The sequence below is a fragment of the Rhodococcus sp. GB-02 genome (genome assembly GCF_053470465.1).
Genome location: NZ_JBPUKE010000003.1, coordinates 830,635 through 846,748 on the forward strand (window position 1 = coordinate 830,635; position 16,114 = coordinate 846,748).

The following is a 16,114-nucleotide window of genomic DNA, read 5'->3' on the forward strand; positions in this document are numbered from 1 at the left end:
GCCTCGGTACGGTTACAGCGTGCTTGTACTGCTGCCTCCCTCAGAAACCAAGTCCGACGGCGGCAAGGATGCGCCCCTCGATCTGGCCGAACTGTCGATGCCACAGTTGACCGAAACGCGCGAATTGCTGGTTCAGACGCTCGTCGATCTGGCCGCTGACGTCGAGGCGTCGTGCGAAGCGCTCGGCCTTGGTCCGACGCAAGCGGACGAAGTGGAGCGCAACGCCAAGCTGTGGGTGTCCGCAACGCGGCCCGCGCTGCAGCGCTACACCGGGGTGCTCTTCGACGCACTCGACGCCAAGACGTTCACCCGCGCCCAGAAGGCCAAGGCCCTCGATCGGATCGCTATCGGTTCCGCCCTGTTCGGTGCGGTCCGCGCCGGTGATCTGATCCCCGCCTACCGCCTCTCCGGAGGGTCCAAACTGCCCGGGATGGGCACGCTCCGCTCACTGTGGAAGCCGGAACTGCCGAAGGCCCTGGCCGCCGAAGCCGACGGCCTTGTCATCGATCTACGGTCCGGCACCTACCAAGACCTCGGACCGGTTCCGGACGCATTGATAGCCACCGTGCTCACCGAAAAGCCGGACGGCACCCGGACGGTGGTCAGTCACTTCAACAAGCACCACAAGGGTTTGCTCGCCCGTGCACTGGTGGTCTCGCGCGCCGAACCGACCGATATCAAGGGTGTTGCGCGGGTGGCGTCGAAGGCAGGCCTGCGGGTGGAAATCGCGTCGGAGCGTGAACTGATCATCCTGACGGATTGATGGCTTCGTCTATCAAGTGCCGCAGAAGGTTTGGAACGTCTCGCTGAAAGACTGCGGAGCCGCTGCGGTGTAGTCAGCCCACTCGTCGCGTCGGTCGAATGGATGCGTGACCACTTCCAACAGCTTCTCGAATGGAGCGAGGTCACCGTCGGTCGCGGCGCGCAGGGCAGCATCGAGGTGATGATTACGCGGAATGTACAGCGGGTTGACGCGATCCATCGCGCCAGCGGTCTCCACGGCCTCGCGTCCCTGTTCCGTCAGGGCGCCCTGCCACCGCTGCAACCAGGGCGCGATGTGGTCCCGTGGCACGAGGTCGTCGAGGGGCGCCGAATTTCCGCGCAACTCGTCCGCAAGAGCACGGAAACTGCCCGTCCAATCAGCACCGTGTTCCACCAACAATGTCAGCAGATCGTCGACTAGCGCTCGATCGACAAACGGTTGGGCCAGACCGAGCTTTGCCGCCATGCCGGCCGCGTAGTGGCCCTCGTAACGCTCGTCGAAGATGTCGAGAACTGCCGACGCCGCGGAAATCGCATTGTCGGGTGCGGAATCGATCAGCGGCAACAGTGTTTCTGCCAAGCGCGCCAGATTCCACTTCAGTACAGCGGGCTGATTGCCGAACGCATAGCGGCCGCCGTGGTCGATCGAGCTGAACACTGCCGCCGGATCGAACACGTCGAGGAAGGCACACGGACCGTAATCGATGGTCTCCCCCGAAATTGTCGTGTTGTCGGTGTTCATGACCCCGTGAACGAAACCGATGAGCATCCACCTCGCCACCAGTGACGCCTGCGCCTCGACGACCGCCTCGAGGAACCTCAGGTAGCGATTGTGTGTACCCGTTGCCGGCACTTCGGTCAGCTCCGGATAGTGCCGGGCGATCGCGTAATCGGCGAGCGACTGCAAGACCTCGCCCTGCCGGGCCGCGAACTCGAAGGTCCCCACTCGAATATGGCTCGACGCAACCCGTGCAAGCACAGCACCCGGTTCTGCGCCGTTGCGGCGAACGTCTCGGCCCGTCGCCACCACCGACAGCGCGCGCGTAGTGGGGACACCGAGGGCGTACATCGCCTCACTGACCAGATATTCGCGCAGCATCGGCCCTACGACCGCGTACCCGTCGCCGCCCCGAGAGAACGGCGTGCGCCCGGAGCCCTTCAGATGCAAGTCCACTCGCTGCCCGTCACTGGTGACGAGTTCTCCGAACAACAACGCCCGACCGTCCCCGAGAATTGGTGCGTACCCACCGAACTGATGACCCGCATACGCCATCGCCACCGGAGTGGCCCCGACCGGCACCGTCGACCCGGACAGGACGCCAACCCCGTCCGCACTTCGCAGCGCTGCTACGTCCAATCTCAACGACGCAGCCAGCTGCTCGTTCAGCACGAGCAACTGCGGGTCAGGGGCGGCAGCACCATGCCACGGCACCGTCAGAGCGCCGAGTTCGTCAGCGAAGGTGCTCTCGAGGCCGGCCACTATGGTGACCGTGTCTGCTGTGGATTCCTGGATTGCGGCCATCACACGAGAGTAGTCACCGTGCGATGGACTATCGATCAGCCCTGATCGATGTACGACTCGAGCTGATCGCGTTCGCTCTTGAGCTCGTCGATGCGGCTCTTCACGACGTCACCGATACTCACGATGCCAAGAAGGCTGCCGTCCTCGATGACCGGCAGATGCCGGATTCGACGCTCGGTCATGATCGCGGCAATGCTGTCCACGGCGTCTGCCGGAACGCACGTGTACATCAGGGCAGTCATGACCTCGGAAACCTGGATCCCGAGAAGGTCCGGGCCACGCTCGTGCAGGCGTCGCACAACGTCGCGTTCGGAGATGATGCCGACAACCGCGCCGTCGTCGACGACCACCATGGCTCCGATGTTGTGACGGGCAAGATCGCACAGCAACCCGTTGACCGTCGTGTGGGCTTCAATGGTGACGATGCTGTTGCCCTTGTTTCGCAATATGTCCGCGATCCGCATCACGGCACCCCGATTCGTCGAGACTCTCGGCACGTCCTGCAACGATCGTATCGGCTAGCGAAGCGGAAAAACAGGACTGATCAGGCGATTCCCTGAGCTGCCTTCTCCGCAGCCTGTGCCTGGGCTACCTGAGAAGGTGTGAACCTGATGCACAGCGCCGCGATACCGGCGAACACGGCGCAGACCGCGCAGCCCACAAGTGCGAAGGTGTATCCCTCTCCGAGTGCGATCAATTGCGCCGGATTCATGTCCGCGGCCTTGCCCGAAGTGCCGCCGAGCGAGAGCGTCTTCGACGTCGCCATCGCACCGATTACCGACAGCGCCAGAGGTCCACCGAGCGTCTGGGCAACTTGAGCGATGGCCGTCAGCGGGCCGATCTCGGTCTCCGGGACACCGGCGATCGCGCACAGCGGCAAGGGCACCATCGCGAGGCCGATACCGAATCCGATCCCGATCACGGGCACGAACAAGTTGGCCAAGTAGGTGGAATCGGAATCGAGAGTAGATCCGTAGAGGAGTCCGACGATCATGATCACGACGCCGGTGAGGACAAGCCAACGGGGTTGAACCTTCACGGCGAGCTTGGAAGCAACCGACGCGGCGGCGCCCAATCCGAACGCGAACGGAATGAACGCGATACCGGCACGCAACGGCGAATACTGCATGATGTCCTGCACGAACAGCGCGACGAAGGCCGTCATGCTGAACATCGCGCCGCCGACGAAGAAGATGGCGAGGAACGTCGCGACACGGTTGCGATCGGCGAACAACGAGAAGGGCAACAGCGGGTTGTCCGCAGTTCGCTCGACGAAGAGGAAGGCGGCGAGGGCGACCAATCCGGCCGCCAGTGCACCGATGACGGCGATACTCCCCCATCCCATTTCCGGGCCTTCGGTGAGAGCAAAAACAACACCGGTACAACCGAGGGTTGCGAGAATCGCGCCGGGGACATCCAAAGCCAGACGCGTCTGATTCGTCTCGCGAAGGGCGCGGAACGCCATGCCGACGAGCGCGATACCGATCGGGACGTTGATGAGGAAGATCAGACGCCATGACACCTCGGTCAATGCGCCGCCGATGATCAGACCGGCGATCGATCCGACGCCCGTCATGGCGGCAAAAATCGCGATGGCCTGATTACGAGCCGGACCCGCGGCGAAAGTCGTGGCAACAAGGGCGAAGGCGGTGGGCGACGCCACGGCTGCGCCGACACCTTGAAGCGCCCGCGCTGCGATCAACATGCCCTCGTTCAGGGCGAGACCACAGAGCAACGATGCCACCGTGAACAGCGAGACTCCCGCGATGAACATCTTCTTGCGCCCGTACGCGTCACCGAGGCGACCACCGAGGAGCATGAGCCCACCGAACGCAAGCGCGTACGAGGTCAACACCCAATTACGACCACTGTCGCTCAGCCCGAGGTCTGCCTGCAACGGCGCCAGCGCGAGGTTCGCGACAGTGCCGTCGAGCACCACCATCATCTGCAAACCACTCAGGACGATGATGGCGAGCCCGATGACTCGAGTCGCTACCGGGGCATTCGCCGAAGCGGTTTCAGATGTTGGGGAATCAGACACAAGACTTCACGTTACCCAGCATCGACAGAAAAGCCCGCGACCGGCCCGATCACGATGATCGCCGGAGGCTTGATCTCCTCGTCCTTGACGCGCTGAGCAACGGTCGCGAGATCGGCACGCACCTCTCGCTGAGTACGAAGTGTGCCCTCTTGGATGACGACGACCGGGGTGGTTGGCGGGCGTCCACCGTCGACGAGCGCCTTGGCAAACTGATCGATGCGCTCCACCGCCATGAGCAGCACGATCGTGCCGCGCAGCTTGGCCAGCGCCGACCAGTCGACCAGCGAATCCGGATGATCCGGCGCCACGTGCCCACTCACGACGACGAACTCGTGTGTGACGCCGCGGTGGGTGACCGGGATGCCTGCGGCCGACGGGACCGAGATCGCGCTCGTGATTCCGGGCACTACGGTCACCGGAACGCCGGCAGCGGCGCACGCTTCGAGTTCTTCGTATCCCCGCCCGAAGACGTACGGGTCACCGCCCTTGAGCCGGACGACGAACTTGCCGGCCTTGGCGTTGTCGATCAGCGCGGCGTTGATGGCCTCCTGTGCCATGGCGCGGCCGTACGGAATCTTCGCGGCGTCGATGACCTCGACGTCTGGACCCAGTTCGGCGAGCAACTCCGGCGGAGCCAATCGGTCGGCGACGACGACGTCGGCGCGAGCGAGCAACCGGCGGCCGCGCACGGTGATCAGATCGGGGTCACCGGGGCCACCACCGACCAGGGCTACACCCGCAGCGGCGGGCTCGGCCGTATCGGCGAGCACGCCCGACTGGAGACCTTCGACAACGGCGGTGCGGACCGCTGCCGAACGACGGTGATCGCCACCGGCCAGAATTCCGATGCTCATGCCGTCGTACTCGGCACTGGCGGGAGTTACTGCGGTGCCGTGCTTCGCGTTGTCGGCGCGCACGCAGAAGATGTGGCGACGCTCCGCTTCGGCGACGATCGCCGCATTGGTTTCCGGTTCGTCGGTCGACGCGATGGCGTACCACGCACCTTCGAGGTCACCATCGGCGTACGGACGCTCTTCGACCGTGATCTGCCCGGCCGTGGCCATGCCTTCGACGGCTGGAGTGAACGCGCGGCTGATGACATGAACACGGGCACCGGATGCAACAAGCAGTCCGAGACGGCGCTGAGCCACCGTGCCACCGCCGAACACGACCACGCGTCGATCGGTCAGGTTGAGGCCGACCAGGTAGTTGGTCTCGTCTGCGGTGGACTCGCTCACTCGCACTCCGTTTCGTCGTCAGAATTGTTCAAGCTGGAGGGAACTTTACGGGCCGCGGCTACGGTCACTCCATCGCTGGCAGTCTTGGTCACTACGAGCTGGCCGCCCCCGGAGGCGAGGATCGCCGCCGCTTCCGCGACGCTTGCCGTCCCGATCGCGTGCTCGACGCGAGTCGACGGTGACGGAACCTGAACTCGCCCAAGTACGTCCGGGGCGAAACTCACAATCGGGACGTTCAGTTCATCGGCCGCTGCCAGCAGAGCCGGAGACTCAGCTTTTGCCGTCGCAGTGGCGAGTACCACGATCTTCCCTCGCAGTACGGCGTTCACCGCAGCGACGATGTCCTTCGCGGTGGCACTCGTCGTGAATCCAACGCCAAGACAGAGGTCACCCTCGGGCGGCATCGACGAACTTCGCGATCGATTCAGGCTGCCCCACCGGATGAGTGTGGAGATACGACGCGTGGACGCCGCCGCGAACAAATCCTTCGCGGACGCTGCCGCCGTCCCAGAGCCGCCAACCCCATGCACTTGCACACCCGTCGGCGTCGGCCGAGACGAGCGAGGTCCGGTGGAACTCGTGGCCGGTGACGCGGGCGCCGGGGTCGAAGAGGCTGGAGTCGCTGATCGCGACCGCTTCCCGGTACCCGAGGGTCAGGCGTTTCCCGAACGTCGCATCCACCCCGACAACACCGGCCATGCTGTGACCGTCCAGGCTGCGAGCAAGGTAGAGCAGACCGGCACACTCCGCATGGATCGGCGCACCGCCGTCCGCCAGGTCACGAACCTGCTGTAGCAGAACGGTATTGGCCGCAAGATCGACCGCGTGCTCTTCCGGGAATCCGCCGGGAAGGACCAGAGCGGCAGTTCCCGCGGGAAGCTCTTCGTGCAACGGATCGAACACCTGGACGTCGGCACCGGCAGCGGTCAGCAGTTCTCGGTGCTCGGCGTAGCCGAAGGTGAAGGCAGGTCCACCAGCCATGGCGACCACAGGTCGAGAGTCGCCGTGTTCGCCGACTTCGGCAACCGGATCCCACACAGCTGAACTCACGTTCGATGCGGCCAGCGCGCGAACAGCGCCGAGATCGACGTGCGAGGCAATCAGGTCGGACATCGCGTCCACCGCGGCCACGGCGGCCGCGCCGTGCTCGGCCGCCGGGATCAACCCGAGATGACGGGAGGGCACTTCGAGTTCCGTCAACCGCGGCACAACTCCGAGCACCGCGACGCCGACCTTGTCGCACGCGTGCCGCAACACCTGTTCGTGGCGAGCACTGCCGACACGATTGAGGATGACGCCGCCGATGCGCACACCCGCGTCGTACGTCGCGAAGCCGTGCAGTACGGCGGCCAGACTCTGACTGTGTCCACGGGCGTCAATCACGAGAACCACCGGCGCACCGAGGATCGACGCGACCTGCGCCGTCGATCCTTCGGCTGACGGCTGCGAGTTGGCCTCGTCGATCTTGCCGTCGAACAAGCCCATGACACCTTCAACCACTGCGATATGGCAGCCGGCGGTTCCATGCCGGTAGAGCGGGCCGATGCGATCCGGGCCCACCAGGACAGTGTCGAGGTTACGTCCAGGTCGCCCCGCGGCGAGCCCGTGATAACCGGGATCGATGTAGTCCGGCCCCACTTTGAAAGGGGCGACACTGCTGCCGGACCGCCGGAGCGCGCCGATCAATCCCGTAGCCACCGTAGTCTTTCCGCTACCCGAGGCAGGGGCTGCAATCACCACGGCCGGTGTGGAAGAACTCACCATTCGATGCCCCGTTGGCCCTTTCGGCCGGCATCCATCGGGTGCTTGATCTTGGTCATCTCCGTCACGAGGTCGGCTGCGTCGATCAACGCCTGCGGGGCGTCGCGTCCCGTGATGACTACGTGCTGGTTGCCCGGACGATCACGCAATGTCTGCACGACCTCGTCGACGTCGACCCAGCCCCACTTGAGCGGATAGGTGAACTCGTCGAGGACATAGAATCGATGTTCCTCGCCTGCAAGCCTTCTCGCGATCTCCTGCCATCCCTCAGCGGCGGCAGCGGCATGGTCTTCTTCGCTACCGGCCTTGCGTGTCCACGACCAGCCTTCGCCCATCTTGTGCCACTGCACCGGCCCACCGACGCCGGTTTCGTCGTGCAAGTTTCCGAGCGCGCGGAATGCGGCTTCCTCACCGACCTTCCACTTGGCACTCTTCACGAATTGGAAGACGCCGATGTCGAACCCCTGGTTCCAGGCGCGCAGCGCCATGCCGAAAGCGGCAGTGGACTTACCCTTTCCAGGGCCGGTGTGCACGGCGAGCACCGGTGCGTTACGACGCTGACGCGTGGTCAGACCGTCGTCGGGAACTGTCTCGGGAACACCCTTGGGCATCGTGAACTCCTGAGCTGGGATCTAGGCTGCGGCGCGGACGACACCCGCGACCTGCTGCGCTGACAATTCGGCTAGGCGGACGTAACCGCCACGTAGTTCTCGGGCCAACTCGGCCGCCAACCCCAGACGAACGAGGCCGGTCTCGCAGTCGACGACGATGGACGCAACGGACGCATCGGCAAGAAGATGCGCGGCGACGCGGGCGCGATGCAGCGCGTCCTTGCCACCGGTAGCTCGGCCGTCGGTGAGCGTGACGACGAGGGCGCGGCGCTGTGGGTCACGAAGGCGCTCACGCAGAACCACCTCGCGGGCACGCAGGAATCCTTCTGCGAGTGGGGATTTGCCGCCGGTACGCATGGACTGCAGACGGCGAACGGCGATGTCCACCGAAGACGTCGGCGGCAGTACGAGCTCCGCTTCGCGGCCGCGAACAGTGATGACGGCGACCTTGTCGCGGCGCTGGTAGGCGTCGCGGAGCAGCGAGACGACGGCACCGGTGACCGCGGAGAGCCGATCGCGTGCTGCCATCGACCCCGAGGCGTCGACAACAAAGACGATCAGATTGCCTTCTCGCCCTTCACGAATCGCGCCGCGAAGATCATCCGGTGCCAGTCGCAGCCGCCCCGTAGTACGACCGCGCGCAACTTGGGACTCGGCTGCGGCGAAGACCGTGCTCGTCAAATGCAACCCGTGCCCACGCTCCCGGGTGGATCGCACAACCCGTCCGCGGGACGACATGGATCGCGAGCGGCGTCCCGGTGCACCTTCACCGACTCCCGGAACCTCGAGGAGCTTGGCCTTGAATTCGCCGGCCGGTGGTGCCGAGGGTCGATCAGTGGCGCGCACTCCCCCACCTGGCCCGTCAGGGTCTTCCGGGCCGTCATCGTCCGGCCCCTCATCGCCTGGTCCCCCATCACCGGAGCCGCCATCTTCGGGGCCACGACCGTCGGGATTCTCGGGAGGTTCGGGCTCCCCGTCACGCGCGTCGTCCTCGACCTGCGACTGGGCATCCTGATCAGCCTGCTCGAGTGCATCGTCCAACTGCTGCTGATCCAAGCCGGGCTCGTCGAACGGGTCACGGCGGCGGCGATGCGGCAGCGTCAGTTCTGCCGCCACTCGCACGTCCTCCGCAGTGACCTCACTGTCGCCTCGCCACGCGGCGTGGGCGGTCGCGGTGCGCGCGAGCACCAAGTCAGCGCGCATTCCGTCGACGTCGAACGACGCACACAGTGAGGCGATACGACGAAGCTCCCGATTGCTCAACTCAACGGAGTCCAGTTTCTCACGCGCCGTGAGGATTTCGGCTGCCAACTCTTGATCGGCTGATTCGTACCGAGCGACAAACGCCTCGGGGTCGCGCTCGTAGTCGAGGCGGCGACGCACCACTTCCATGCGAACGTCGACGTCGCGAGAAGCTGCGACATCGACCGCCAGACCGAAACGGTCCAACAACTGTGGACGCAGTTCTCCCTCTTCGGGATTCATCGTGCCGACGAGTACGAACTTGGCCGGATGCGAATGGGAGATGCCGTCACGCTCGATGTGAACCCGGCCCATCGCCGCGGCGTCGAGAAGCACGTCGACCAGGTGGTCGTGAAGCAGATTCACCTCGTCGACGTACAGAACGCCCTGGTGAGCGGCCGCGAGAAGTCCAGGTTGGAAAGCGCGTTCCCCGTCGCGGAGGACCTTCTCCAAGTCGATCGAACCGATCACCCGGTCTTCGGTGGCGCCGACGGGCAGTTCCACCAAGCGGGCCGGTCGCGTCGTTCCGGCGTCGTCGACTGCGGGCAGCAGCGCAGTCAGCGCGCGCACGACCGTCGACTTGGCAGTTCCCTTCTCACCGCGGACCAGAACGCCACCGATCCCCGGATGTACCGCACACAGGATCAGCGCCAATCGCAATTGATCCTGGCCGACCACAGCACTGAACGGGAAGCCCGCCACTGGTCGATCTTCTTCACTTCGCACGTCGATATCCCTCCACCTCTCGGTTTCCTCGCCGAGAATTTGGCTGCACTCGAATGCCGCGGCAACCTGGCTGAGATCTCCCGGACGATCGGTAGAGGAGAGATCTTTCACAGTGGCGGGACCGCGCCTGAATCGAACAGGACTTCCCCGCGAACATTCGGTATCGAAAAAACCCTAGTCGGCTCACTTTCCCATGAGCCGACCAGGGTCAAATCTCGAACAAACTAGCTGACAGCCACGAATGGCTCTCCCCCACCACGACGCATCGGGGTGTGCGGGATGCCGTCTTCGATGAACTCTTCGCCGTCAGCCTTGAATCCGTGCTTCGCGTACATCTCGACCAGGTAGGTCTGCGCATTGATCCGGCACGGCGCTTCACCGACCTCGGCCAGTGCGGCCTGCAGGAGACGGGTCGTGTGACCCTGTCCACGAGCCTGACGCGAGGTGCAGAGACGCCCGATTCGGAAGCTCTTGTTTCCGTCGTCGTGCTCTTCGAGCAGACGGAGCGTGCACACCACTTGGCCGTCCTGTTCGAGCCAGAAGTGGCGTGTTTCCGTCAGCAGGTCCCGCCCATCCAACTCGGGATACGGGCAGGCCTGCTCGACGACAAAGACCTCCACTCGAAGCTTCAACAACTCGTAGAACGTCTTGTTGTCGAGATCGAGTGCCCATGAACGCTTCAAAGCTGCTGTTGCCGTCATGGGTTGGACTATCACACAGTCGCGGCGGTATCCGCGACCGGAACGGATTCGGAAACGCCGGCGGAATCGAGCTCGAGGACCTTCGAGGACCAATCCCACACCTGGTTGAACAGGCCTTCGTTGTCGGTGAGCTTGACGCCGATGGACGGGACCATCTCACGAAGCTTGCCCTTCCAACCCTGGAACTCGGTCGGGAAGCAGCGCTCGAGGACGTCCAGCATCGCCGGGACGGCCGTCGACGCACCGGGCGAAGCACCGAGCAGACCGGCGATGGAACCGTCCTCAGCGGCGACCACAGCGGTGCCGAATTCGAGAACACCACCCTTGCCCTTGGCCCGGCGGATCACCTGGACGCGCTGGCCGGCGGTGATGAGTTCCCAGTCCTGGGCCTGCGCCTTGGGCGCGAATTCACGCAGATCCCAGATACGCCCGGCTTCGTTCTTGGCGAGTTCGCTGACCAGGTACTTGACCAGGCCGAGCTCGCTGACACCGACGCCGAGCATCGAGAGGATGTTGTTGGGCTTGACCGAGCCGGGCAAGTCAGTGACGCGACCCTGCTTGAGGAACTTCGGCGACCATCCGGCGTAGGGGCCGAACAGCAGTCCCGGCTTGTTGCCGATGACGCGGGTGTCGAGGTGCGGCACCGACATGGGCGGGGCGCCGACAGCAGCCTTGCCGTAGACCTTGGCGCTGTGCTGGTCGATGAGTTCGGGGTTTGTGCAGCGCAGGAAAGCGCCGCTGACCGGGAAGCCGCCGAAGCCCTTGGCTTCCTTGATGCCCGACTTCTGCAGCAGGTGCAGGGCGCCGCCACCGGCACCGACGAACACGAAGCGCGAGCGCACGGTGCGCTTTTCACCGGTACGACGGTTGGTGACCTTGACGGTCCAGGACTTGTCCGAATTCTGGGTCAGGTTGGTGACCTCGTGGCCGAAGTACATCTTGCCGCCGGTCTTACCGATGTAGCCGATGAGCTGCTTGGTGAGCGCTCCGAAATCGACGTCGGTGCCGTCCTGGCTCCAGTTCAGCGCGATGGGATCGGAGAAGTCGCGTCCCTTGGCCATCAGCGGCAGACGCTCGCTGAACTCGGCCGGATCGTCGATGTACTCCATACCGCGGAAGAGCGTGTGGCCGGCAAGTGCGTCGTAGCGAGCACGCAGGTACTTGGCGTTGGCCTCACCGTGAACGAAGCTCACATGTGCGATGGGGTTGATGAATTCCTTGGGCTGAGTCAGGACGCCCTGCTCGACCGCGTGTGCCCAGAACTGGCGAGACACCTGGAACTGCTCGTTGACGTTGACGGCCTTCTTGATGTCGACCGTGCCGTCCGAGTTCTCCGGGGTGTAATTGAGCTCACACAGGGCGGAGTGACCGGTTCCCGCGTTGTTCCAGGGGTCGCTGCTCTCGGCTGCGACGGCATCGAGCCGCTCGAAGGTCGAGATCGACCAATCGGGCTGCAGCTGGCGCAGCAATGCGCCCAGCGTGGCACTCATGATGCCTGCGCCCACGAGCACTACATCCGTCTTCGTCTCTACCGCGTTCTGATTCGACACTGGAGAATCGACTTCCTTGTCATTAGCCGTGCGCGCATCCGCCTGCTGTGTTACGCCGAATAGGTTACCCGTGCGTACACGCGCGGTTCACCACCCCCAATTGTGCTCTACAACGCGCACTCGAAACGACGATTAGATTGTGATTTGTGACTACTTGGGTTCCAGACGTCCTCGGTGACGGATATCAGCAGCTGACGATCCCGCTCGGAACGGATCCGGACGGCGAAGGCGAGGTGGACGCAACACTGGTCCGCTACCAACCGCAGAAGGAGGCGGTGAAGACACACCGTGCCGTTTTGTACGTGCACGGTTTCACCGATTACTTCTTCCAGAAGCACCTTGCCGAGCACTTTGCCGAGCAGGGCTACGCCTTCTTTGCACTCGACCTGCGTAAGTGCGGCCGGTCCCTCAAGCCGGGACACACAGCGCACTACGTGTCCGACCTCGCGCTCTACGACGCCGAACTGAACGAGGCGCTGCGCATCGTCGGCAACGAGACCGACGGCAGCGAGGTGCTGCCGATGGCGCACTCCACCGGCGGTCTGATCGTTCCGCTGTGGCTGAACCGCTTGCAGCGCAAGCCCGGTGGCAGCGCTGGCGCCGGAATCTGCGGGCTGGTACTCAACAGCCCGTGGTTCGACCTTCAGGGACCTTCGGTCGTTCGCAACGTCGGCACCACCGCTATCGACGCCCTCGGTCGGGTCTCGGCAAAGACCGTGATCCCCGGCACCGGGCTACCGACTTACGGTTCCAGTCTTCACGTTTCGGCCAACGGAGTCTGGGATTACAACCTCGACTGGAAGCCACTGGCCGGCTGCCCCGTCACCTTCGGCTGGATGCGGGCCGTCCGAGCGGGTCACGCAAAACTGCACCGCGGCCTCGACATCGGAGTGCCTGCGCTGATTCTGCGCTCGAAGAAGTCGCAGTTCGCGAAGGCGTACAACCCGAGCGTCGACCTCGCCGATTCCGTGCTCGACGTCAAGCAGATCGCACGTTGGGCCGGTTGCCTCGGCGATCGAACCAGCATCGTCCCGATCGACGGCGCCCGTCACGACGTGTTCCTTTCGACCGAGAAGCCCTTGGCCACAGCCTTTTCCGAACTCGACCTGTGGTTGGAGTGGCTCGACGGCCACCTCACCCCGGCCGCAGAAAGTTCGGCAAGCACAGCAAGCAACACACAGGAGATCGCGCAGTGACGCACTACGACCTTGCAATCATCGGCAGCGGATCCGGAAACTCGCTGCCCGACGAGCGGTTCGACGGCAAGAAGATCGCAATCCTCGAAGAGGGCACCTTCGGCGGAACGTGCCTCAATGTCGGGTGCATCCCGACCAAAATGTTCGTCTACGCCGCCGAGGTGGCACGCACCGTCACCACTGCCGAGAAGTACGGCGTCGACGCCACGCTCGACGGCGTCCGTTGGTCCGACATCGTCAAGCGCGTCTTCGGCCGCATCGATCCCATTTCCGCAGGTGGTGAGCGGTACCGCAGCGAAGACAGTCCCAACACCACCGTCTACCGCGGCCACGCCACGTTCACCGGCGACAAGACGATCGACACCGGAACCGGTGAGACGATCACCGCTGACCAGGTGGTCATCGCAGCCGGTTCGCGTCCGATCATCCCGGACGAGATCGCGTCGAGTGGTGTGAAGTACTACACCAACGAAGACATCATGCGACTGCCCGACCTTCCCGAGCACCTCGTGATCGTCGGCTCCGGATTCATTGCCACCGAGTTCGCACACGTGTTCTCCGCGTTGGGTTCTCGCGTGTCGATCATCGGTCGCAGCCAGAGACTGCTGCGGCACCTCGACGACGAGATCTCCGAGCGCTTCACCGAGTTGGCCGAACAGAAGTGGGACGTCCATCTGGGCTCCCCTCTCACGTCGGTACGCGACGACGGCGACAACATCGCCGTCGAACTGGCAAATGGCACAGTCGTTTCCGGTGACGTCCTCCTCGTCGCGGTGGGCCGCCAGCCCAACGGCGATCTACTCGGTCTCGACACGGCCGGCGTCGAACTCGACGACAAGGGCTCGATCGTGGTCGACGAATACCAGCGCACCACCGCAGAGGGCGTCTTCGCGCTCGGTGACGTCTCGTCGCCGTACCAACTCAAGCACGTCGCCAATCACGAAGCGCGGGTCGTTCAGCACAACCTGCTTCAGGATGCGTGGAAAGACACGTCCGGACTTCGTAGCACCGACCACCGCTTCGTACCCGCCGCAGTGTTCACCGACCCGCAGATCGCCGATGTCGGCATGACGGAGAAGCAGGCCCGCGACGCCGGACTCGACATCGCCGTCAAGGTGCAGGCATACGGAGACGTGGCGTACGGGTGGGCGATGGAGGATCAGGAGGGTGTCTGCAAGGTGATCGCCGAGCGCGGCACCGGACGCATTCTCGGTGCCCACGTCATGGGCACGCAGGCCCCGACGGTGATCCAACCGCTCATCCAGGCGATGAGCTTCGGTTTGTCGGCTCAGGACATGGCGCGCGGCCAGTACTGGATCCACCCGGCCCTGGCCGAAGTAGTCGAGAACGCGCTGCTCGGCCTCGACATCTGAGCCCCCGCAACCCGTACGACGCCGAAAAGGCGGGCACTCCGCGCGATGGGAGTGCCCGCCTTTCCATAGGTCAGTGTTTCACCAGGGGCTGGTACGCAGCACGATCTCGGTTGCGAGTTCGGCCGGTGCAGACTTCACGACGTCGTCGACACCCGGAAGTTCCGTCACGCGGAAATCGGAGTACACGAAACGACCGCTGGCGTCGGCAATGGCCCGACCTCCACTGCCCACGACGATGGTGGTCGGCACTTCGACCGGCGGTACGCCGGCAATATCGCTCGCCGACGGATGTCCGCGGTCCACCGCGATCAGACTCGCGAAGCGGCCGAACTGCCGTGCCGCCAACAGCCAGGCGAGATCGGCCCCCTCCCGGTGACCGACCAGGTTCACCCAGGCGATGTTCAACTCGTCCAGAAGTACCACTGCTGATGTCTCGTCGAGATTCTCGATCGATTCCACCGCGACGGTCCGCAGATCCGAATGATGCAGTCGCTCACACACATCGTCGTACAAGTCGACGGGGTCGCCTTTGCCAGGGAGCAGGAGTACCGCGTGCTTGCTGACCGGCCCGTCGATCCGAACGGTGCACGAACCACTGCCCACCGCCACTCGAGTCAATTCCATGTCTGGAAACGGTACGCGATCCACACTGTGGAGGGCCCTGGAGTCGACAGAAGTATGACCACTCATACATTCTCACCACCGCCTGCGAGTCCGATTTATTCGCTCTGCACCGCCTCCCCACTGAGCGAAAGTGGCTTTCGGCGCATCTGAGGCGACGAACGTACCGTTCGCTCGGGGTTGGGGGTGGGCCGAACTCAGGTGAAGGGCAGGCTAGGTGCCGGACGGCTTCGGGAGCCGCGTCATTCCGTAGACGTGATCAGCCCGTACCGTGAGAATCTGTCGACGCTCTGCCACCATTGCTTCGCGGTACTCCTCCCAATCGGGATGCTCCTGACCGCTGATGTCCCGGTAGAGCTCGACCAGTGCGTCAGACACTTCGTCGTGAGGATCGGCCGCTGCGGGTGTCACCACGGCAAGTCCTTCGATCACGGCGTAGCTCCAGAAGTCGGGCGCGCTGACATGGAGGGAAACCCGCGGATCGCGGACCGCATTTTTACTCTTGGCGCGATCGGCAGTGATGGACACGGAAGCCGTCTTCGACTCGGCATCCCAGCGGTAAATGATGTTGGACAACTGTGGACGGCCGTCACGCTTGACGGTTGCCAGCACACCTTGTTTTCCCTCGGCCACGAGTGCGAACAACGCGTCGTCAGTGCCTGTGTCATTGCTCATAACTGCACCAACGACGCCGTGCGGCCGGTTTGTTCCGAGGCAGTCCAGTTCGAAGATTGCGGACCGCAATCGCGTGACTGCTCTTCCCCCGATCG

General features: G+C 64.1%; 15 protein-coding genes. 3 read left to right on the plus strand and 12 right to left on the minus strand.

Features of this window, described 5'->3' with window-relative positions; translation table 11 throughout:
- Window positions 1-19 precede the first annotated feature (19 nt).
- Entirely contained in the window at window positions 20-763 is a 744-nt protein-coding gene (gene yaaA / locus ACSW29_RS24335; protein WP_317827814.1) for a peroxide stress protein YaaA, read from the plus strand.
- Between the two features lie 12 nt (window positions 764-775).
- Here yaaA and ACSW29_RS24340 read toward each other — a convergent pair whose 3' ends face one another.
- The 10 genes from ACSW29_RS24340 to mqo form a co-directional block, all read right to left on the minus strand.
- Window positions 776-2,284 carry a protein adenylyltransferase SelO gene (locus ACSW29_RS24340; RefSeq protein WP_448278506.1) on the minus strand — a complete coding sequence of 503 codons (1,509 nt, stop codon included), beginning with the start codon at window positions 2,282-2,284 and terminating at the stop codon, window positions 776-778.
- A gap of 35 nt (window positions 2,285-2,319) precedes the next feature.
- A complete protein-coding gene (locus tag ACSW29_RS24345; RefSeq protein WP_230813018.1) occupies window positions 2,320-2,748 on the minus strand; it encodes a CBS domain-containing protein in 429 nt (142 codons plus the stop codon).
- Window positions 2,749-2,828: 80 nt separating this feature from the next.
- Window positions 2,829-4,325 (minus strand): MFS transporter, encoded by a 1,497-nt coding sequence (locus ACSW29_RS24350; protein ID WP_020907421.1) that lies wholly within the window; start codon window positions 4,323-4,325, stop codon window positions 2,829-2,831.
- Window positions 4,326-4,336: 11 nt separating this feature from the next.
- On the minus strand, window positions 4,337-5,563 hold the full coding sequence (cobA, locus tag ACSW29_RS24355; protein WP_317827817.1) for a uroporphyrinogen-III C-methyltransferase: 1,227 nt from the start codon (window positions 5,561-5,563) through the stop codon (window positions 4,337-4,339).
- On the minus strand, window positions 5,560-5,967 hold the full coding sequence (locus ACSW29_RS24360) for a cobalamin biosynthesis protein (protein ID WP_317827818.1): 408 nt from the start codon (window positions 5,965-5,967) through the stop codon (window positions 5,560-5,562). The genes cobA and ACSW29_RS24360 overlap by 4 nt, the downstream gene beginning before the upstream one ends.
- A complete protein-coding gene (locus tag ACSW29_RS24365; RefSeq protein WP_448278507.1) occupies window positions 5,951-7,327 on the minus strand; it encodes a cobyrinate a,c-diamide synthase in 1,377 nt (458 codons plus the stop codon). Before ACSW29_RS24365 ends, ACSW29_RS24360 begins: the two co-directional genes overlap by 17 nt.
- Window positions 7,321-7,935, minus strand: a complete 615-nt coding sequence (cobO, locus tag ACSW29_RS24370; protein ID WP_019748043.1) for a cob(I)yrinic acid a,c-diamide adenosyltransferase — start codon at window positions 7,933-7,935, stop codon at window positions 7,321-7,323. Before cobO ends, ACSW29_RS24365 begins: the two co-directional genes overlap by 7 nt.
- Before the next feature lie 21 nt (window positions 7,936-7,956).
- Entirely contained in the window at window positions 7,957-9,903 is a 1,947-nt protein-coding gene (locus ACSW29_RS24375) for a magnesium chelatase subunit D family protein (RefSeq protein ID WP_230813014.1), read from the minus strand.
- Window positions 9,904-10,127: 224 nt separating this feature from the next.
- Window positions 10,128-10,604, minus strand: a complete 477-nt coding sequence (locus ACSW29_RS24380) for a GNAT family N-acetyltransferase (RefSeq protein WP_003942808.1) — start codon at window positions 10,602-10,604, stop codon at window positions 10,128-10,130.
- An 11-nt stretch (window positions 10,605-10,615) separates the two neighbouring features.
- The gene (gene mqo, locus ACSW29_RS24385; RefSeq protein ID WP_269590692.1) at window positions 10,616-12,154 is read right to left on the minus strand and encodes a malate dehydrogenase (quinone); all 1,539 of its coding nucleotides are present in this window, start codon (window positions 12,152-12,154) and stop codon (window positions 10,616-10,618) included.
- 146 nt (window positions 12,155-12,300) lie between these two features.
- On the opposite strand from mqo, the gene ACSW29_RS24390 reads away from it, so the two are divergent.
- Entirely contained in the window at window positions 12,301-13,350 is a 1,050-nt protein-coding gene (locus ACSW29_RS24390) for an alpha/beta hydrolase (protein WP_230813013.1), read from the plus strand.
- Window positions 13,347-14,723: a mycothione reductase gene (gene mtr / locus ACSW29_RS24395; RefSeq protein WP_448278508.1), complete on the plus strand. Its 1,377-nt coding sequence runs from the start codon at window positions 13,347-13,349 to the stop codon at window positions 14,721-14,723. The genes ACSW29_RS24390 and mtr overlap by 4 nt, the downstream gene beginning before the upstream one ends.
- Before the next feature lie 78 nt (window positions 14,724-14,801).
- Here the strand turns inward: mtr and ACSW29_RS24400 are convergent, their stop codons facing one another.
- Together ACSW29_RS24400 and ACSW29_RS24405 are read right to left on the minus strand one after the other, a co-directional pair.
- A complete protein-coding gene (locus ACSW29_RS24400) occupies window positions 14,802-15,347 on the minus strand; it encodes an alpha/beta fold hydrolase (RefSeq protein ID WP_230813011.1) in 546 nt (181 codons plus the stop codon).
- Window positions 15,348-15,557: 210 nt separating this feature from the next.
- A complete protein-coding gene (locus ACSW29_RS24405) occupies window positions 15,558-16,019 on the minus strand; it encodes a PPOX class F420-dependent oxidoreductase (protein ID WP_317827822.1) in 462 nt (153 codons plus the stop codon).
- Window positions 16,020-16,114: the final 95 nt, after the last annotated feature.

What these genes read in the sequence shown, in the direction of transcription:
- ACSW29_RS24340 (WP_448278506.1), bottom strand. Translation starts at nt 2,284, where the DNA reads ATGGCCGCAATCCAGGAATCCACAGCAGACACGGTCACCATAGTGGCC.
- ACSW29_RS24345 (WP_230813018.1), bottom strand. Translation starts at nt 2,748, where the DNA reads ATGCGGATCGCGGACATATTGCGAAACAAGGGCAACAGCATCGTCACC.
- ACSW29_RS24360 (WP_317827818.1), bottom strand. Translation starts at nt 5,967, where the DNA reads ATGCCGCCCGAGGGTGACCTCTGTCTTGGCGTTGGATTCACGACGAGT.
- ACSW29_RS24365 (WP_448278507.1), bottom strand. Translation starts at nt 7,327, where the DNA reads ATGGTGAGTTCTTCCACACCGGCCGTGGTGATTGCAGCCCCTGCCTCG.
- cobO (WP_019748043.1), bottom strand. Translation starts at nt 7,935, where the DNA reads ATGCCCAAGGGTGTTCCCGAGACAGTTCCCGACGACGGTCTGACCACG.
- ACSW29_RS24380 (WP_003942808.1), bottom strand. Translation starts at nt 10,604, where the DNA reads ATGACGGCAACAGCAGCTTTGAAGCGTTCATGGGCACTCGATCTCGAC.
- ACSW29_RS24400 (WP_230813011.1), bottom strand. Translation starts at nt 15,347, where the DNA reads ATGGAATTGACTCGAGTGGCGGTGGGCAGTGGTTCGTGCACCGTTCGG.
- ACSW29_RS24405 (WP_317827822.1), bottom strand. Translation starts at nt 16,019, where the DNA reads ATGAGCAATGACACAGGCACTGACGACGCGTTGTTCGCACTCGTGGCC.